Annotated in this window: 20 protein-coding genes; 10 read left to right on the top strand and 10 right to left on the bottom strand. The window is 75.6% G+C overall.

Annotated features, from left to right (window positions below):
• Positions 1–196 precede the first annotated feature (196 nt).
• On the top strand, positions 197–787 hold the full coding sequence (locus tag ACFVVA_RS17685; protein WP_359906603.1) for a hypothetical protein: 591 nt from the start codon (positions 197–199) through the stop codon (positions 785–787).
• 52 nt (positions 788–839) lie between these two features.
• On the opposite strand, the gene ACFVVA_RS17680 is transcribed toward ACFVVA_RS17685, so the two are convergent.
• The 3 genes from ACFVVA_RS17680 to ACFVVA_RS17670 form a co-directional block, all read right to left on the bottom strand.
• On the bottom strand, positions 840–1,472 hold the full coding sequence (locus ACFVVA_RS17680) for a flavin reductase family protein (protein ID WP_359906600.1): 633 nt from the start codon (positions 1,470–1,472) through the stop codon (positions 840–842).
• A 183-nt stretch (positions 1,473–1,655) separates the two neighbouring features.
• Positions 1,656–2,234: a carbonic anhydrase gene (locus ACFVVA_RS17675; protein ID WP_387690730.1), complete on the bottom strand. Its 579-nt coding sequence runs from the start codon at positions 2,232–2,234 to the stop codon at positions 1,656–1,658.
• A 293-nt stretch (positions 2,235–2,527) separates the two neighbouring features.
• Positions 2,528–3,700, bottom strand: a complete 1,173-nt coding sequence (locus ACFVVA_RS17670) for a PP2C family protein-serine/threonine phosphatase (RefSeq protein ID WP_387690468.1) — start codon at positions 3,698–3,700, stop codon at positions 2,528–2,530.
• Between the two features lie 273 nt (positions 3,701–3,973).
• Here ACFVVA_RS17670 and ACFVVA_RS17665 point away from each other — a divergent pair, with 273 nt between their 5' ends.
• Together ACFVVA_RS17665 and ACFVVA_RS17660 are read left to right on the top strand one after the other, a co-directional pair.
• Positions 3,974–4,444 (top strand): helix-turn-helix transcriptional regulator, encoded by a 471-nt coding sequence (locus ACFVVA_RS17665; RefSeq protein WP_387690728.1) that lies wholly within the window; start codon positions 3,974–3,976, stop codon positions 4,442–4,444.
• Positions 4,445–4,449: 5 nt separating this feature from the next.
• Entirely contained in the window at positions 4,450–4,866 is a 417-nt protein-coding gene (locus ACFVVA_RS17660) for a VOC family protein (protein ID WP_387690467.1), read from the top strand.
• 38 nt (positions 4,867–4,904) lie between these two features.
• On the opposite strand, the gene ACFVVA_RS17655 is transcribed toward ACFVVA_RS17660, so the two are convergent.
• The gene (locus ACFVVA_RS17655; protein WP_387690465.1) at positions 4,905–5,288 is read right to left on the bottom strand and encodes a VOC family protein; all 384 of its coding nucleotides are present in this window, start codon (positions 5,286–5,288) and stop codon (positions 4,905–4,907) included.
• A 149-nt stretch (positions 5,289–5,437) separates the two neighbouring features.
• Between ACFVVA_RS17655 and ACFVVA_RS17650 the strand changes: the two genes are divergently transcribed.
• Together ACFVVA_RS17650 and ACFVVA_RS17645 are read left to right on the top strand one after the other, a co-directional pair.
• Complete coding sequence (locus tag ACFVVA_RS17650) at positions 5,438–5,830, top strand: RidA family protein (RefSeq protein WP_380633774.1); 393 nt, start codon at positions 5,438–5,440, stop codon at positions 5,828–5,830.
• Positions 5,831–6,003: 173 nt separating this feature from the next.
• Complete coding sequence (locus ACFVVA_RS17645; RefSeq protein ID WP_387690463.1) at positions 6,004–8,220, top strand: MMPL family transporter; 2,217 nt, start codon at positions 6,004–6,006, stop codon at positions 8,218–8,220.
• Positions 8,221–8,293: 73 nt separating this feature from the next.
• On the opposite strand, the gene ACFVVA_RS17640 is transcribed toward ACFVVA_RS17645, so the two are convergent.
• A complete protein-coding gene (locus tag ACFVVA_RS17640; RefSeq protein WP_387690461.1) occupies positions 8,294–9,100 on the bottom strand; it encodes an NAD(P)-dependent oxidoreductase in 807 nt (268 codons plus the stop codon).
• Positions 9,101–9,165: 65 nt separating this feature from the next.
• On the opposite strand from ACFVVA_RS17640, the gene ACFVVA_RS17635 reads away from it, so the two are divergent.
• Positions 9,166–10,053 (top strand): LysR family transcriptional regulator, encoded by an 888-nt coding sequence (locus ACFVVA_RS17635; RefSeq protein WP_387690459.1) that lies wholly within the window; start codon positions 9,166–9,168, stop codon positions 10,051–10,053.
• 157 nt (positions 10,054–10,210) lie between these two features.
• On the opposite strand, the gene ACFVVA_RS17630 is transcribed toward ACFVVA_RS17635, so the two are convergent.
• Complete coding sequence (locus tag ACFVVA_RS17630; protein WP_387690457.1) at positions 10,211–11,758, bottom strand: alpha/beta hydrolase; 1,548 nt, start codon at positions 11,756–11,758, stop codon at positions 10,211–10,213.
• Between the two features lie 141 nt (positions 11,759–11,899).
• Here ACFVVA_RS17630 and ACFVVA_RS17625 point away from each other — a divergent pair, with 141 nt between their 5' ends.
• Both ACFVVA_RS17625 and ACFVVA_RS17620 read left to right on the top strand, forming a co-directional pair.
• On the top strand, positions 11,900–12,364 hold the full coding sequence (locus ACFVVA_RS17625; protein ID WP_387690455.1) for a MarR family transcriptional regulator: 465 nt from the start codon (positions 11,900–11,902) through the stop codon (positions 12,362–12,364).
• Between the two features lie 120 nt (positions 12,365–12,484).
• Complete coding sequence (locus ACFVVA_RS17620; protein ID WP_359906572.1) at positions 12,485–12,988, top strand: cupin domain-containing protein; 504 nt, start codon at positions 12,485–12,487, stop codon at positions 12,986–12,988.
• Between the two features lie 314 nt (positions 12,989–13,302).
• On the opposite strand, the gene ACFVVA_RS17615 is transcribed toward ACFVVA_RS17620, so the two are convergent.
• Positions 13,303–14,085: a hypothetical protein gene (locus ACFVVA_RS17615; protein WP_387690453.1), complete on the bottom strand. Its 783-nt coding sequence runs from the start codon at positions 14,083–14,085 to the stop codon at positions 13,303–13,305.
• Positions 14,086–14,305: 220 nt separating this feature from the next.
• Here ACFVVA_RS17615 and ACFVVA_RS17610 point away from each other — a divergent pair, with 220 nt between their 5' ends.
• Positions 14,306–14,704 carry a bleomycin resistance protein gene (locus ACFVVA_RS17610; protein ID WP_387690452.1) on the top strand — a complete coding sequence of 133 codons (399 nt, stop codon included), beginning with the start codon at positions 14,306–14,308 and terminating at the stop codon, positions 14,702–14,704.
• 49 nt (positions 14,705–14,753) lie between these two features.
• Here ACFVVA_RS17610 and ACFVVA_RS17605 read toward each other — a convergent pair whose 3' ends face one another.
• From ACFVVA_RS17605 to ACFVVA_RS17595, 3 genes are all read right to left on the bottom strand, one after another.
• A complete protein-coding gene (locus tag ACFVVA_RS17605; RefSeq protein WP_387690450.1) occupies positions 14,754–15,254 on the bottom strand; it encodes a hypothetical protein in 501 nt (166 codons plus the stop codon).
• 91 nt (positions 15,255–15,345) lie between these two features.
• A complete protein-coding gene (locus tag ACFVVA_RS17600) occupies positions 15,346–16,002 on the bottom strand; it encodes a hypothetical protein (protein ID WP_387690448.1) in 657 nt (218 codons plus the stop codon).
• Between the two features lie 157 nt (positions 16,003–16,159).
• Positions 16,160–17,116 carry an alpha/beta hydrolase gene (locus ACFVVA_RS17595; protein ID WP_387690446.1) on the bottom strand — a complete coding sequence of 319 codons (957 nt, stop codon included), beginning with the start codon at positions 17,114–17,116 and terminating at the stop codon, positions 16,160–16,162.
• Between the two features lie 43 nt (positions 17,117–17,159).
• On the opposite strand from ACFVVA_RS17595, the gene ACFVVA_RS17590 reads away from it, so the two are divergent.
• Positions 17,160–17,642, top strand: a complete 483-nt coding sequence (locus ACFVVA_RS17590) for a MarR family winged helix-turn-helix transcriptional regulator (RefSeq protein WP_387690444.1) — start codon at positions 17,160–17,162, stop codon at positions 17,640–17,642.
• Positions 17,643–17,745 lie beyond the last annotated feature (103 nt).

The following is a 17,745-nucleotide window of genomic DNA, read 5'->3' as shown; positions in this document are numbered from 1 at the left end:
GTACGGGCGGGGCATCGACCGCGGGGTTGCCCGTACGGCTGCGGTCGGCACCCATTCCACGACTTCAACAGGACTTGAAGTCAAGCCCCGTCCGAGGCGAGGCCCCGCCCGAGGGTGCCGTTCCGGGGCGGGGTAGCCTCGCTGCGGCGGGGGACTGCGGAGGACAGACACGGACAAGACGGACAGGGGCGGGCGGATGACGGAGCAGCACAGCTACTGGCGGGTGTCGGACGGCGCGGCGGTCGGCGCCACCCAGGCGCACATCGTGTGGACCAGGGCGGCCTACCCCGCCCTGGTGGAGGTGGCGCGCCGCTACCACGCGGTGATCAGCTACGCGGACCTGGCCGAGGCGGTGCAGGAGGCCTCCGGCGTACGCACCCGGGTCAACCAGCGGCACTGGATCGGCAAGGTGCTGTCCCTGGTGATCCGCGAGGCGCACCGGCGCGGCGACCCGCCGCTGACGGCCCTGGTGGTGCACGCCACGGACGGCCGGGTCGGCCCCGGCTACCAGGAGGTGCTGGCGGTGGCCGGACAGCCGCCGGTGGCCGCGGAGATGGACCGCGAGCAGCACGCGGCCGCCGCCCGCCTGGCCTGCTACCGGCACTTCGGCGCCGACCTGCCCGCCGACGGCGGCACCCCCGCCCTGGCCCCGCGCCTGCGCGCCTCGGTGGAGCGCAAGGCCGCCGTCGCCGCCCCGCCGCGCCCGCCGGCGATCTGCCCGACCTGCTTCCTGGAACTGCCCGCGACGCGGGTGTGCGACTCCTGCGGGGCGACCGTCGCGCCGTGAGCGGGGGAGCGCGGCCGTGAGCCGGCGGCCCGAGGGCTGAGCGGACGTCCCGTCACACGGCGGCGGGCAGCCGCCCGGGCATCTGCCAGCCCTCGGCGAGGCGGGACGGGGACAGGCGCCGCCCGTCGCCGAAGAACTCGCAGAACTTCATGATCAGCGGGTCCCAGCCGACCGGGTCGACGTAGTGGTCGCTGCCGGGCACCAGCAGGCTCTCCTCGACGTGGGCGCGCACCACCGACACCTCGAAGGCGGTGCGCCCGCCGCCCGTCAGCGCCGTCGCCGACTCCACCCGGCACTCCAGCTGCACCGGGCACTCGGCCGCGCGCGGCGCCCGCACCAGCTCGCCGGGCAGCTCGGTCATGCCGGCGGCGGCGAACTTCCGCCGCTCGTGGCGGTAGCCCTGCTTCAGCCGGTACTCGGCGATCCGCGGGGCGGCGGTCAGCAGCGCGAGGGCGTCCACGGCGTCCACCTGCGCGGAGGAGGGCAGGTTGAGCACGCACTCGCCCTCGCGCCGCAGGTTGGCGGCGGTCTGGGAGCTGTCGCCCAGGCCCAGCACGCAGGACTGCCCCAGCCACCACGCCGAGGACATCGGCATGAGGTTGGCGCTGCCGTCCTCGTTGCGGGATCCGATCAGCACCACCGGGGTGCCGAAGTAGAGAACCTTGAGATCGATGACCTTGTGCACGGGAACTGCCGTCCTCGGGATGGGGAATCGTTGCGGTCACCGACTCTGCCCCGGCCCGGCCGGGGGCGCTGGCGGTGATCGGACATCGCGTTTCCGCAGGTCCCGCAGCTCCCGTAGGTCCCGAAGCTCCCGCAGGTCCTGCGGTTCCCGAGGACGGCACGGCCCGCCGCGGCGGGCGCTCCGTCAGCCCACCGGCCCCCGGGCGGCGACCAGCCGGGCCCGGCCGTCGCGCAGCCGGTAGGACAGGCCCACCACGGACACCTTCCCCCCGGCGACCTTCGCGGCCAGCGCCTGCGAGCGCTCCACCAGCAGGTCCACGGTCTGGCGGATGTGCTCGTCCACGATCCCGTCGCTGTCCTCGATGCCCGCCGCCTTTGCGGACAGCACGCTCGGGGTCACCCGCTCCACCACGTCCCGGACGAAACCGCCCGGCAGCTGCCCCTGCTCCAGGGATTCCAGCGCCGCCGCCACCGCACCGCAGGAGTCGTGGCCCAGCACCACCACCAGCGGGCAGTCCAGCACGCTCACCCCGTACTCGATGCTGCCCAGCGCCTCCGCACCGGTGACGTGCCCGGCGGTGCGCACCACGAACAGGTCGCCCAGGCCCTGGTCGAAGATGATCTCGGCGGCCAGCCGGGAGTCCGAACAGCCGAACAGCACCGCGAAGGGCCGCTGCGCCGGGGCGAGCGCCGCGCGGCGCCCGGCGTCCTGGTTGGGGTGCTCGGGGTTGCCCGCGACGAACCGGGCGTTGCCCTGCATCATCACCCGCAGCGCCTGGGCGGGGTCGGTCAGGAAGTCGTCCGTGGGGCCGTCGAGCGGGCCGGGCTCGGGCGCGGATATCGGTGTGGGGATCATGTCTGCACCCTAGATCGCCGCAGGTCGAGCCCGCAGCCGGGGGTCAAGGGTCGGACGGCCCCACGGACGGGCCCGTACGACCCCGTGTGATCCGCACGCGACCCCCGTACGGCCTCATGCGCCCCGTGCGGGTTCGTACCGCTCCGACGGGCCCCGGCCGCGGGTCCGTCGGCCATGGGGCGGGGCCGCGGGTCCGTCGGCTACGGGGCGGGGCGCAGGGCGAGGACGGTGACGTCGTCGCGGCTGTGGCCGCCGCTCCAGCGCCGGGCCCGCCGGTCGAGGGCCTCGGGCAGGGCGTCGGCGGGGGTGGCGGCGAGGTCGGCCAGGCCCTGTTCGACCGGGTAGAACGTGCCGGAGTTGTCCTGGGCCTCGGTGATGCCGTCGGTGAGCAGGACCAGCACCCCGTCCCCGGGCAGCGCGAAGCGCCGTACGGGGCGCGGCTCGCCGGGGGCGGCCAGGGCGGCGAGGCCGAGCGGGATGCCGGCGTCCAGGGGGACGGGCTCCACGCGGCCGTCGGGGTGCAGCAGGTAGGGGGAGAGGTGGCCGCAGTTGACGGCCCGTACCTCGGTGGCGGAGCCCTCCCGGGCCCGGGACCCGATCCCGTCCGCGTTCCCGTCCGCGTTCCCGTCCCCGTTCCCGTCCGGGCTGCCGACGCACAGCACGGTGGCGGTGACGAACCGCTCCTGCTCGCCGCTCTGCACCGCGTACGCGTTGTGCCGCTCCACCGCCGCCTCCAGGGCGTCGGCGACGGCGGGCAACCGCGCCTCGCGGAAGGCCGCCTCCCGGAAGGCGCTCAGCACCGCGAAGCCCGTCCCGATCGCGGGCAGGCCCTTGCCCTGGACGTCGCCGACCAGCACCCGGGTGCCGTGCGGGGTCTCGGCGACGTCGTACAGGTCGCCGCCGACCATGGCGTCCTCCTCCACCGGCCGGTACAGCCCGTCCAGGCGCACGTCCGAGGTGGTGACGGGCAGCGGGCGCAGCAGCTGGCGCTGGAGGGCGACGGCGCTCTGCCGCATCCGCGACAGCTGCCGCTCGCGCCGCACCCGCCGCGCGCACAGGCCGATCACGGCAGCCTCGGCGGCGACCACGCCCACCAGGGTGCCCAGCCGGGCCGGCAGGTCGCCGGGCGGGACCACCAGCGAGTGGAGCACGACCACGGCGGTCACCCACACCGAGACGGCCACCGTCTGGGCGATGGTGCCCAGACCCGCCATCAGCGCGGGCAGGAACACCAGCAGCAGCACCAGGCGGGAGCTGGTGCCGCTGGCCGCCTGGACCAGCAGCACGGCGGCGGTGGCGGCCAGCACGCCGAGCACCACCGTCCGGTTGGCGGGGGCACGCGGGGCGGCGGGCTGCTGATCGTTGCGGTCCACCCCTGCCGTCCTCTCCGCCGCCCGGCCGTCCCTCCAGGGTGGTCGGCGCGGCGGGGCGGGCGCGAGCGGGCTGCGCCGGGCGGGGGACGGCGACTGTCGGCGGCACTCGGTACGGTGGCCGGTGTGTCCTCCCCGTCCCCGTCCCCGCCCCCGTCAGCGCCAACGCCGCAGCCTGTGTCGCCGCCCCCGCCTGTGCCGCCGTCCTCCCGTGCGACCCCGGCGGGCCGGGTGCCGATCGACGACCTGGTGCGGCTGCGCCGGGCCCGGGACCGGATGGACCGCGAGTACGCGCAGCCGCTGGACGTGCCGGCGCTGGCCCGTACCGCGCTGATGTCCTCCGGCCACTTCTCGCGCAGCTTCCGCACCGCCTACGGCGAGACCCCGTACAGCTACCTCATGACCCGACGGATCGAGCGGGCCAAGGCGCTGCTGCGGCGCGGGGACCTGAGCGTGACCGAGGTGTGCATGGCGGTGGGCTGCACCTCGCTGGGCTCCTTCAGCACCCGCTTCACCGAGCTGGTCGGGCAGAGCCCCAGCGCCTACCGGGTCGGCGACCACGAGCCGGGCGCGGCGATCCCGGCCTGCGTCGCCAAGGTCCGCACCCGCCCGGTGCGCCGCGCGGAGGCCAAGGGGGCGAAGGAGGTCGAGGAGGCCACGGGGGCCAAGGGGACCAAGGGGGTCAAGGGTGCCGAGGACGCCGAGGGTGCCCGGCGGGACGGCGGCCCCGGCGCTCCCGTAGCGTGACGCGCATGAGCATCGAACTCGCGCAGTGCTTCATCGCCGTCGACGACCACGACCGGGCGCTCTCCTTCTACCGCGACGTCCTCGGCTTCGAGGTGCGCAACGACGTCGGTTTCGAGGGCATGCGCTGGGTCACCGTCGGCTCGCCCGACCAGCCCGGCGTGGAGATCGTCCTGGAGCCCCCGCTGGCCGACCCGCACGCCTCCGAGAACGACCGCCTGGCCGCCGCCGAACTCCTCGCCAAGGGCCTGCTGCGCGGAGTCATCTTCCGCACCGACGACTGCGACGCCACCTTCGAGCGGCTGCGGGCGGCCGGTGCCGAGGTCCTCCAGGAGCCGATGGACCAGCCCTACGGGGTGCGCGACTGCGCCTTCCGCGACCCGTCGGGCAACATGCTGCGCTTCAACCAGCCGCGCACGAGGTAGCGGCCGGCCGGCCCTCGGCCTGTGCGGCCTGGGGCGGGTCAGACGGGCTGGAGCCGGGTGCGCAGGAGGCAGAACTCGTTGCCCTCCGGGTCGGCCAGGACGTGCCAGGCGGCGTCGGCGGGCTGGCCGACGTCGACCGGCACGGCGCCGAGCGCGAGCAGCCGCTCCAGCTCGGCGTCCTGGTCGCGGTCGGTGGGGTTGACGTCGATGTGCAGCCGGAGCTTGCCGGGCCGCGGCTCGCTGTTGGGGAGGAAGAAGAGGGTGGGCTGCGGGCCGCCGAAGCCGGTGCCGGGCGGCCCGATCTCGATGGTGCCGCCGCCCTCGCGGCCGACTTCGACGTAGCCGAGGACCTCGCTCCAGAACGCGGCGAGCCGCTCGGGGTCGGCGGTTTCGATGACCAGTTCACTGATGCGGCATGCCATGGTCCGTCAGCCTACGTCGATCATGTCGCGGCGCAAGGGAATTGATCCGCCCGCCCGGACGACGGGGCGCCTCGGGGGCCGGGCGGCGCGCGGGGGCGTTCGCGCAGGCGGACGGCCCGGCGCGCACCCCGGTGCGGCACGATGGGGCGATGGAGAGCACTCGACAGACAGTCAGTTCCGGCTCGCCCCTCGAACCGCGGATCGGTTTCTCCCGGGCCGTGCGCAAGGGCGATTACGTCGCGGTCGCGGGCACCGCCCCGATCGGCGAGGACGGTGCGCCGGTCGGCCAGGGCGACGTCCACGCCCAGACCGTCCGCTGCCTGGACATCGCCGAGGCCGCCCTGCGGGAGACGGGCGCCACACTCGCGGACGTCGTGCGGACCCGCATCATGCTCACCGACATGAGCCAGTGGCGGGAGGCGGCGCGCGCCCACGGCGAGCGCTTCGCGCAGATCCGCCCGGTCACCACCTTCGTGGAGGTGTCGCGCTTCATCGACGAGCGGTGGCTGGTGGAGGTCGAGGTGGACGCGGTGATCGGCTAGCGGGCCGGCCGGGCCGACCGGCGGCCCCCTGGCGGCACCGGGCGGGGCCGTCGGGCGGTGGCCGGCCGGTGGGGGAATGAATCGCGGGATGGGTGCTGTTGTCGCAGGTCGAGATACCCCCACCCGTATTTTTTCGGGCGTCCGTACCCCGGACACCCGAGAACGGAGCCCCCGTGAACCGCCCCGCCGAAGCCGTACGGCCCGACGCCCCGCCCCCCGACGCCCCCGCGAGCGGAGGCGCCCCCGAGGGCGGCCGACCCGGGCCGCTCGGCCGCCTCGGCGTCTGGTCCACCCGGCACTTCAAGGCCGTCCTGGTCGGCTGGCTGATCGTCGTCATCGGCCTCGGCGCCTTCGCCCCCAAGGTCACCACCGCACTGTCCGGCGCCGGCTGGCAGGCCAACGGCTCCCAGTCCGTCCAGGTCCGCGAACTCGCCGAGCGGCACTTCGCCGGCAACGCCTCCTCCGCGATCCAGATCGTCGTGGCCGCCGACCGCCCCGTCACCGACCCGGCCGTCCAGCAGGTGATCACCGCGGCCGGCGCCCTCGCCGCCGCCGACCCCCGGGTCTCCACCGTCATCGCCCCCCAGCCCGGCGCCACCATCAGCCCCGACGGCCGCACCGTCGTCCTGCTCGCCGGCGCCAAGGCCTCGCCCGACGACATGGTCCGCGCCGCCGACGACCTCAAGGAACCGCTGGGCGCCCTGTCCACCGACGGCGTCAGCGTCCACGCCACCGGCGCCTCCGTCCTGTGGAGCGACTTCAACAAGGCCAACCACGACGCCATGATGAAGTCCGAGTTCATGTCCTGGCCGGTCACCCTCGCCATCCTGGTGCTCGCCTTCGGCTCCCTCGTCGCCGCCGGCCTGCCCCTGCTGCTCACCATGGCCGGCCTCGCCGCCTCCGCCGGCTCCCTGGTACTGATCAGCCACCTCTTCCCGGTCTCCGTCTGGGCGATGAACTTCGCCATGATGTTCGCCCTCGCCCTGGGCATCGACTACGCGCTCTTCCTCGTCGTGCGCTTCCGCGCCGCCCGCCGGGCCCCCACCGCGCGCGGCGCCGCCGGGGCCGCGGACGCCGTGCGCGCCGTCGCCGAGACCATGGACACCGCCGGCAAGGCCGTCCTGCTCTCCGGCGCCACCGTCCTGATCAGCCTCTCCGCCGTCATGCTCGTGCCCTCCCCGGCGTTCCGCTCGATGGCCGGCGGCATCATGCTCGCCGTCCTCTTCGTCCTCGCCGCCACCCTCACCCTGCTGCCCGCCGTCCTCGGCCGGCTCGGCCACCGCGTCGACGCCCTCGCCCTGCCCCGGTCCAAGTCCGCCCGATCCGACACCTCCGCCTCCCCGCGCTTCGCTGCCTGGGGCGAACGCCTGTGGAAGCACCCGCTGCGCTACGGCGCCCTCGCCCTCGCCGCGCTGCTCGCCCTCGCCGCCCCCGTCATCGGCCTGCGCACCGCGATGCCGTCCATCACCGTCCTGCCCGAGGACGCCAGCGCCCGCGCCGGCTACACCGCCGTCCAGCAGGCCTTCGGCCCCGGCGCCCCCGGCACCCTGCAGATCCTCACCCCCACCGACCGGGCCGCCGACGTCACCGCCCGGGTCGCCGCCACCCCCGGCATCGCCGCCGCCATGCCCGCCCAGCCGGCCGCCGACGGCTCCGGCTGGTCGATGATCCAGGCCGTGCCCACCGTCGACCCCTCCAGCCCCGACCTCTCCGGCACCGTCCAGACCCTGCGCGCCGAACTGCCCGCCGACACCATGGTCGGCGGCGCCGCCGTCGAGAACCTCGACCTGCAGCACCTGCTCACCGAGAAGACCCCGCTGGTCATCGGCGTCGTCATGGCCCTCGGCTTCCTGCTGCTGCTCGCCGCCCTGCGCGCCCCGCTGATCGCCGCCCTCGGCACCGCCGCCAGCCTGCTGTCCACCGGAGCCGCCTTCGGCGTCGCCCGCCTGGTCTTCCAGGACGGCCACGGAGCCGGCCTGCTGGGCTTCACCCCGCAGGGCTTCCTGGACGGCTGGGCACCGGTGTTCTTCTTCGCGATGATCTTCGCCATCGCGATGGACTACACCGTCTTCCTCCTCGCCTCCGCCAAGGAGCACTACGAACGCACCGGCGACCCCAAGGCCGCCATGACCGGCGCCCTGGCCCACTCCGGCCGGGTCGTCTTCGCCGCCGCCGGCGTCATGGTCGCGGTGTTCTTCACCTTCGCCCTGTCCGGCCCGCTGCCGCCCAAGGAGATGGGCATCGTGCTCGGCACCGCCGTCCTCCTCGACGCGGCCCTGGTGCGGCTCGTCCTGCTGCCCGTCCTGCTGCGCCTGACCGGGCGCGCCGCCTGGCACACCCCGCGCTGGCTGGACCGGGTGCTGCCGCGGATCACCTTCTCGCACGACTGACGGGCCACCCGCCCCGCGCACCGGTGCCCCGGCCCCCCGGTCGGGGCGCCGGTGCGCGGGGCGGTGGGCCGTCCTACCGGCCGCGCCGCAGCGCCCCCGGCACCGCCGACAGGTCCTGCTCGGCGATCTCCGGGTGCGCCAGCAGCACCTCGCGGGCCGCCGCCAGCACCGGTCCGCCGCCCGCCAGGGCGAGGTCCTTGGCGGCCAGCCGGACCGGAAAGTCCGACCCCGTGCCGAACGCCCGGGCCGCCACCCCCGCGAGCGGCCCGGCCGACAGCACCTCCCGCGCCTGCTCCTGCGGCACGCCCAACTCCTCGGCCACCGCCAGGACTTCGCCCAGGGCGGTGACGCAGGCGACGATCGCGCCGATCACCACCACCTTCAGCGCCGCGCCCGAGCCCGGGCCGCCGCAGCGCCGCACCCGGCCCAGCTGCTCCAGGACCGGCTGCGCGCGGTCCAGGTCCGCGTCCTCTCCGCCCGCGAAGACCGTCAGGCCGCCGGTGGCCGCCGGGCCCGTGCTGCCCAGCACCGGGGCGTCCACCAGGGCGACGCCGTCCGGCAGCCCGGCGCGCAGGTCGGCGGTGGCCCGCGGGCCGATCGAGGACATGTCGATCCACAGGGTGCCCGGGGCCAGCTCCGCCGCGCACCGCCCGGCCACCTCGGCGACGGCCGCCGGGTCGGACAGCATCGTGACGACGACGTCCGCGCCGCGCACGGCCTCGGCCGGGGTGGCGGCCTCGGTGACCCCGGTGACCCCGGCCAGGTCCTCGGCGCGGCCGGGGGAGCGGTTCCAGACGGTCAACGGGTAACCGGCGGCGGCGAGTCGGCGGGCCATCGGCAGGCCCATCCGGCCCAGTCCCAGAAAAGCGATCTTCTTCATGGCCGCCACGCTAGGCAGCCACGAGCCAGGCGACAAGCGAATGTCCGGCATGGTAGTCATGCGCAATGGACATGGCTTGGCTGGACGTCTTCCGCACCGTCGCCCACCTGGGCTCCTTCACCGCCGCCGGTGAGCGACTGGGCTACACCCAGTCCGCGATCTCCCGCCAGATCGCCACCCTGGAAGGCGAGTTGGGCACGCCGCTGTTCGACCGGCTGGCGCGCGGCGTACGGCTGACCGAGCACGGCCGCGCCCTGCTGCCGCACGCCGAGGCGATGCTGCAACGGCTCGACGCCACCCGGCGCGACCTGACCGCCCTCACCGAACTCACCGCCGGACGGCTGCGGGTGGGCGCCTTCGACAGCGCCAACGCCGACCTCGTCCCCGGCGCCCTCGCCGCCTTCCGCGCCGCACACCCGGACGTGGAGACCGGCCTCACCGAGGGGCTGGCGGCGCACCTGCTGGACCTGCTCGCCGAGGGCGCCGTCGACCTCGCCCTCGTCGCCTCGTACACCGAACCCGCCGACGACGGCGACCGCTTCGACTTCCGCCCGCTGATGGACGACCCGGTGCTGGTCGCCCTCCCGCGCGGGCACCGCCTCGCCGGACGCCGCCGACTGCGACTGGCCGAACTCGCCGACGAACCCTGGATCGCCGCCCGCCGCCACGCCGAATCCACCCTCCTCGCCGCCTGCGTCCGCAGCGGGTTCCAGCCCCGCATCGAGTACACCGTCGCCGCCTGGACCGCCAAACTCGGCCTGGTGGCAGCCGGGTTGGGCGCCACCCTGATCCCCTCCCTCGCCGCCCGCGTCAGCCGCCCCGGCATCGCCCTCGTCCCCCTGCACCCGGACGACACCCCGGTCCGGCAGGTGTACACGGTGACGCGGCGCGGGCAGCGGGTGCCCCCGGCGGTGGCGGCCTTCGAGGCGATCCTGCGCGAGGGAGCCGGTTAGCGGCGCACGGCGAGCCCGGCGGTCAGGGCACTGACCGCCGGGCCGCCGAGGAGCAGGACGGCCGGATGGCGGGGCCGGGACTGCACGGTCGGGCGGAAGCCGCCCACGCGGAACTCCAGGAACGGGCGAGGGGGACCGCTGTGCAACGAGCGCCGGCTCAGCAGGCGGTGTCCGCGTCCGGCAGCGCCCCCGTCGACAGGTAGGCGTCCACCGCCGCGTTCGCGCACGGGCTGTAGGCGTTGAGGTAGAGGGTGTGGACGCGGCCCGGGACGGTCACCAGGCGGGAGCCGGGCAGACGGGAGTGCAGCGCCAGGGCGCCCCGGTAGGTCGCGTGGGTGTCGCCGGTGGCGTGGAGCTGGAGGGCGGGGACGGCGTTGCGGACCTCGACGGGCGGCTCCAGCGGGGCGCTGCGCCAAGCGGCGCACGGCACGGGGGCGTTGTAGACCGGGCCGAAGACCGGTTCGGCGGCGCGGGAGCGCTCGACGGCGTCGCGGTACCAGGGGGCCGAACGCGGCATCGCCACGTCGTCGCACAGGATGCCGAGGGTGGACGACAGGCCGGCGCCGGCCTCCGGGCCCGGGGCGAGGAGCATGGTCAGCAGCTGGTGCAGGGCCGGGCCCGCCTGGACCGGCCGGCCGTCGGCGGCGTCCAGCAACTGCCGCAGCACGTCCGCGCACAGGGCGCCGTCGCGGTCGTCGCTCAGGCAGACCGCGAGCAGCACCGGCAGCAGCGCCCCGTCGAGCCGGAAGCCGTCGACGGCGATCGGCGCCGCCTCGGCCCGGCGCGCCAACTGCTCGACGGTGGCCCGCACCGCCGCCGGGGTGGCGCCCAGGTGGTAGGCGCCGTCTTGCGGCGCGGCCCAGGCGGCGAAGTCGTCCAGGGCGCGCTCGTTGGCGCCGGCCATGTCCTGGAACGCCCCCATGCCGTACCGCGCCGGGTCCAGGGCGCTGTCCAGCACCAGCCGGTCGACGCGCTGCGGGAACAGCTGCGCGTACACCGCGCCCAGCATCGCGCCGTAGGACTGCCCGAAGAAGGAGGTCCGCTGCTCGCCCAGCGCCGCGCGCAGCACGTCGACGTCCCGGGCGGTGTTGCGGGTGGTCAGGTGGGGCAGCAGATCGGGATACTTGTTCCAGCAGGCGTCCGCGTCGGCCTTGGCCAGGCGCCAGGCCTGCTCGAAGCCCGCCCGGCCGCTGCCGGCCGAGCGCAGCCACGTGCCGCGGGTCAGGCCGCAGTCCGGGCCGCCGGCGCCGACCCCGCGCGGGTCCATGCCGACGATGTCGTAGGCCGCCGCCGTCCCGGGGGCCAGCTGCTCCCGCAGCGCGACCGGCATGTCCAGCCCGCGGTCGCCGGGGCCACCGGGGTTGGTCTGCAGGACGCCCCGGCGCTTGGCCGGGTCCGCGGACCTGATCCGGGAGACGGCCAGGGACAGGGTGCGGCCCCGCGGCTCGCGGTAGTCCAACGGCACGGTCAGGGAGGCGCATTCGGCGCCGGCGGCGGCCAACTGCGGCTCCTGGCAGGCGGACCAGGCGAGCGGCTGGCGGCGGTAGGGCTCCAGCTGATCGGCGCCGGCCGAGGAAGCGGGGGCGGCCGAGGAAGCGGAGGAGGCGGGGGCGGCGAAGGGCGCCGAGGAGGCGGGGACGGCTGCGGTGAGCACGGTGGCCGCGGACAGGGCGAGGGCGGTGGCGAGCGCCGGTGCGGTCTTCATGTCGGCCAGCCTAGAAGGGAGTTGGCCACCACCGGGGATCCGGCCCGCCGATCCGCCTTGACCTCAAGTCGGCTTGAGGTCCTACGGTCGGTCGCGTCCTGACGATCAGTCGATCGTCGATCGGCCGAAGGAGCACCGGACATGACGATCAAGACCTACGAACCGCAGATCATCGCCGCCCAGCCCATCGGGGCATGGACGGGCGAGGTCTACCGCCGCCTGGTGGTGGACGGCCTGCGCGAACAACTGGCGGTGGAAGACCTCACCCAGCCCCACTGGTGGACGCTCAACCACGCCGCCGGCCGCCCCGGCGGATGGACCCGCACGACCCTGACCGAGCGGCTCACCCCCTACGACGACCAGGACACCGCCTTCGACACCGTCTACGACGACCTGATCGCCCGCGGCTGGCTGACCGAGGACGCCGACGGCGCCCTCACCCTCACCGAGGAGGGCGAGGCCGGCCGCCTGCGCGCCCGCGAACGCAACCTGAGGATCAGCGAACGCGCCCACCAGGGCATCGACACCGACGAGTTCGTGACCACGATCAACGTGCTGCGCCGCATGGTGGCGAACCTGGGCGGCAACGGCAACCTCCCCGACTGACCGCCCTGGCAGGACGGTACGGCAGGACGGTACGGGCCCGGTCGCAGGACGGAATTGACCCATGGAAACGATCGCCGATTGCCACCCGATCAGCGGTCTTTCCGCCCATAGGCTGGTCACATGACGACGACGAAGAACACCGCCGCCCCCGTCCTGACCCGCTGCGCCGAGGCCGAGACCTGCACCGACCCGAGCTCCACCATGACCCTGCTGGCCGACTCGGCCCCGGAGGAGGGCGGCTTCACCGTCTACCGCTCCACCTTCGCCGCCGGCGCCCCCGGAGCACCCGCCCACTTCCACACCCGGGCCTGGGAGCTGTTCTTCGTGATCAGCGGTTCGCTGCGGGTGCTGGTCGGCGAGGAGGTCTCCGTGCTGGGCGCGGGCGACTTCCTCGCCGTGCCCCCGCACACCCCGCACGCCTTCGCCGCCGCCCCCGGCGCCGAGGCCGACGTGCTGTGCGTGTTCACCCCCGGCATGGACCGCTTCGACTACCTGCGCCTGCTGGGCAGCGTCATGCGCGGCGAGAGCGACCCGGGCGCGATCGCCGCCTCGGCGGAGCGCTTCGACAACCACTACGTGGACAGCCCGGCCTGGCGGGCGGCCCTGGCGGGCGACGGCGCCTGAGCCCCGCACACCGCCGCCGGACGGGGCCGGGCCGCCCGACGGCTCCGGTCCGCTCGACGGGCCGGGCCCGCCCGGGTGTGGAACGGTGGTAGCCCGGGAGCGTCCCGGTCGCGAGAGGAGTGGCCATGTCGTCGAAGCGCCGCCGCAAGAAGAAGGCCAGGGCCAGGCGCGGGGCCAACCACGGCCGCCGCCCCCAGTGCTGAGCCGCGGCTGAACGGGTGAGGCGCGCCCGGGCGGCCTTCCCGGCCGCTCCGGGCGCCGCCCGGTCGCTGTCCGGGCGCCGCCCGAAGAGCCTTTGCCCCCGGAGCCCCGGCTCAGAGCCGCCCGCGTCCCAGGAAGCCGCCGCGCGCCACCTTGTGGTACTGGCAGTAGCCGACCCAGTTCGCACCGAACGCCAGCTCCAGGACCACGCCCCGCCCGTCCGCGCGGACCTCGCTCAGCAGCTGCGCCGCGTCCACGTCCGCCGGCGTCTGCTCGAACACGTAGAGCCGGTTGATGTACGGGCCCGCCGGGATCGGGTCCCGGTGGGGGATGCCGTCCCGGTCCCAAGTCAGCGTCGTGCCGGGGCTGGACAGGCAGGGGGACTGCATCCGCCAGCCGTCGGCGTCGACTCCGCCGTCGCGGTGCCAGCGCAGCGCGTGGTCGAGGCTGCCGGCCGGGTCCGGCCCCTGGCCGTGGGCCTGCCACGGGACCACGTTCGCCGCCTCGATCCGCCGCAGGACGTCGAGGACGTCCCCGGCGTCCCCGGCGTCCTCCCGGACGACGAAGTAGGCGCGGGCGTAGATCCGGCAGACCAGCAGGGTGTCCCGGGGGTGGTCCAGGCCGTAGGAGGACGGGAGGGTGGACTGGTCCAGGACCTGGGTCAGCACGTGCTCGACCCCCTCCACCGCCCCCAGCGCCTCGACCAGCCCCCGGATCCGCTCCCGCTCCGCCGCCCGGGCCGCCCGCGCCGCCGGCGAGTCGATCAGTTTCAGCCTGCGCCGCTCGGTGGGCCAGTGCATCGCCCGCAGCGACTGCACACCGTTGAGGACCGGGTTCACCAGCATGACGACGAGATGGACGAGGCTCGTGGCCACGTCCTTCAGCAGCTTCTTCACCAGCAGGGGGTCCTCTCGGGTCGCACGCGCGTCTGCGCCCCACACCCTGTCCCGCCCGGACCCGGCCCCGCAATCCGCGCCCGTACTCAACTCCCCTCCGTCCCCGGCCGGTTGCCGAGCGCGTCCACCGCCGGCCGCCGGGTCGATTCGGAGCGGTCTGGCCGCAGCGGCCACCGGTCCACCGGTCAACCGCCCCGGCGGCGGGGCGATCGTCGGCGGCGTGACCTACGGTGGCGCCATGGACGAGTACGCGGTGCCGGTCCTGCCCAGCCGGGACCTGGACGAGACCCAGGAGTTCTACGCCCGCCTGGGCTTCGAGCCGCGCGGGCGCTGGGACGGCGAGGACGGCTACCTGATCCTGGTCCGGGGCACGGTCGAACTGCACTTCCGCCACGACCCCGGGGTGGACCCGCTGTCCACCGCCGCCGGTTGCTACCTGCAGGTGCGGGACGCGGACGCACTGCACCGCGACTGGGCCCGGCTCGGCGTGCCCACCGACCCGGCCACCGGCAGCCGTCTGACCCCGCCCGCCGACACCGCCTACCGGATGCGGGAGTTCGCCCTGGTCGACCGCAGCGGCAATCTGCTGCGGATCGGCAGCCCGCACGGGCCCCGGTAGGCCCGGGCCGCTTAGGTACGGCGACCCGTTCGCGAGGGCCCGCGCATGCTCAGGGGCTCGCGGGCTCCGCGGGCCGGTCCCCGGGGGCCGGGGACGGCGTACGGGAGCGGCTTCGCACGCCGGTGACGACGAACCACAGGCAGGTCAGCAGGGCCATGGCGGAGAACGTCGCGATGAGCAACTGGGTGTCGGGCATGTCGTCGTCGGGGTAGTGGGTACCCAGCACGCGGGCCGTCGCCGGGTGGTCCGCGGCCACCTCCAGGGGAACGGTCACGCCGACGGCCGGGTGGGCGACGGCGCGCCCGACCTTGAGCGAGGTCGTACTGTACTCGCGCTCGCCGACCCGGTACGTGAGGGTGCGCTCCACCCCGCTCTTCTCCCTGTTCCGCTCGGCGCTGATCGTGGCGTCCACGCGCAGTGGCGAGGCGTCGATGCGGTCCGCCGCCCGGTGCTGCGCGAGCATGCCGGACAGGCTCAGGCCGAACACCAGCAGCGCGAGCGCCGCGCCCGCCAGCGGCAGCGGCCACCTCCGGCGGATCAGTTCCTTCATGGCCCGACGGTATCCGCCACGACCCGGGCGGGTCCACGGAGTTGAGCGAACGGACGCCCATGTGATCGCGCGTCATCGCTCGTCGGCGCCGTCAGCGCGTGGCCACGGTGGTCGTCACGCGGACGAGCGAGGGCCGCCGCGGGGTGGAACCGAAGCCGAACCGCACCGGTGCGACCGGTGCGAGCGGGCCGAGCCGTCGGCCGTCGAGCACGGCGGTCACCGCGGTGACCGCGTGGAGGTCGCGGACGCCGTACCACTCGCGCCGGCCCCGGCCCGCGGTGCCCCGGGTCCGCACGCCGAGCAGGAGCCGGGCGAGCGGGTCGGTCACCGCGGTCCAGCCGGGCCGGGCCGCGATCGGCCCGGGCACCGCCCTGAGCGCGAGCCCCAGAACGCCGCGCCGCCCGGTGGTGAAGCGCAGGTCGAGCGGGCCCGCCGTGACCCGCCAGCGCGTCGCGCCCCGCTGCACCGCGACCGGTACGACCCGCACCCGGTCGAAGGCGTACGTGCCGGCGATGAACTCCGCCGTCCCCTCGGTGGGCGCCAGCAGGATCCGGGTCCCGTCGGCGTGCTCGACCATGACGTCGGAGAACGGCCCGAACGGCGAGGCCGCCCAGTGGCCCACGACCACGCGCGTGCCGGAGGCGGTGCCGATGCCGGCGATCCAGCCGTCGAACCGCAGCCGGCGCGGGCCCGCAGGCCCCCGGGCGGTCGCCGGGCGACGGGCCCGGGCCGTGTGCGGTGGATCCATCGTTCCTCCTCGCCCGCCCGGCGGGACGCCTGCGGCATCCATCCTCGACGGCTCCCCGGACCGTGTCCACGCGGGACCGGGCGGCGCCCGGGGGAGGGGGCCGGGCCCCGGGCCGCTCGGCCCCGCCCGGCCCCGCGGTCGGGGCCGAACCGGCTTGCTACACCGTGCCGTTGGTTCGTGGGGCGGCTGCCGCGCGGACTCGCCGGCGCAGGAACAGGGCGGCGCGGTCCAGCGCCTCGTCCGCCTCGTCGAGGACGCCGGCGAACGCCTGGAACACGTGCGGCACGTCGGCGGTGACGTCGAGGACGACGTCCACGCCCGCCGCGCTCGCCCGGGCGGCCAGGCGGGTGGAGTCGTCCAGCAGCATCTCGTTGCCGCCGACCTGGATCAGCATCGGGGGGAAGCCGGTCAGGTCGGCGCAGACGGCCGGGCTGAGCAGCGGCTGGTGCGGGTCGGCCCCGGCGAGGTACATGGCTCCGGTGCGTTCCAGGCCCGCGCGGGTGAAGACGGGGTCGACGCCCTCCCTGGTCTCCATGCTCGCGCCGCTGCGGGTCGCGTCGAGGCCCGGGGAGAAGGCCAGCAGGGCGGCGGGCAGCGGCAGGCCCGCGTCCCGCGCGGCGAGGCAGGTGGTGACGGCCAGGCCACCGCCGGCGGAGTCGCCCGCGAAGACGACGGCCGAGGGGTCCTCGCCCCGGTCGAGCAGGGCGCGGTAGGCGCTCAGGGCGTCCTCGATCGCGGCCGGGAAGGGGTGCTCGGGGGCGAGCCGGTAGTCCAGCGAGTACGCCCCGAGGCCGGTCCTGGCCACGAGGTTGCCGGTCAGGGAGAGGGCGGTCCCGGGCGAGCCGAAGACCCAGCCGCCGCCGTGGAAGTAGAGGATCGTCCCGGCGGCGCCCGGGGCCGCCCGCTCTCCCGTGCCGGGCCCGCCGACCGGCTCCACCCGCAGGGCGGGGCGGCCGCCCAGCGTCGTCGGGGCGGTGCGGATGCTGTCGTGGGGCACGATCATCCGGGCCATCAGCTCCCGGAATCCGGCCCGGACCTCCTCGACCGACCGGGGCCCCGCGGGGCCCTGCTGCCGCAGGATCCCGTCGACCCGGATGCGCTGCTCCCTGCTCATGGGCGTGCTCCTGCCGTAAGTAGCTTCCGGTACACTATATGCCGTGGAATATACATCGAGCGGTGACCGTGCCGGGGCCGGGCTCCCCGGGCTCTTCGCCGACCTGGTCCGGTGCGAGACACGCCTCTACAACGACCTCGGCGAGCGCCTGCGCGAGCGGCACGGGATCGTCCTCTCGCAGTACGAGTTCCTCGGCTACCTGCGCGACCACCCGGGCTGCCGAGTGGCTGACATCGCCGCCGAGTTCGCCATCGGCGTCGGCGCGACCAGCAAGGGCGTCGACCGCCTGGAGAAGCAGGGATGGGCGGCCCGCCGGCCCAACCCCTCGGACCGCCGGTCCTCGCTCCTGGACCTCACCGACGCCGGCGCGCGGCTCGTCCGGGACGCCGAGCGGACCTACACCGGCGGCCTGGCCGAGCTGCTCGGCGGCGCCCTCGACGCCCCCGCGCTGGCGGCGGTCGCACAGGCCCTGTCGACCCTGCGGTCCGCCCTCGAACGCGACCGGGTCGGCACGCCCACCGGCTGACCGGGGCCCGGCCCGGGAGCCCGCGCCCCGACGTCCGAGGTGGCCGGACGGGCAGGCGGGCGGCCCGCGCCGGGCCTAGGACTCCAGCCCGTTACGCCGCCCC

Origin of the sequence: Kitasatospora sp. NPDC058048 (genome assembly GCF_042885555.1) — a bacterium.
Taxonomy (GTDB): Bacteria; Actinomycetota; Actinomycetes; order Streptomycetales; family Streptomycetaceae; genus Kitasatospora; species Kitasatospora lactacystinica.
Note: the sequence above shows the minus strand (reverse complement) of the source record. Positions and strands in the feature narration are given on the sequence as shown.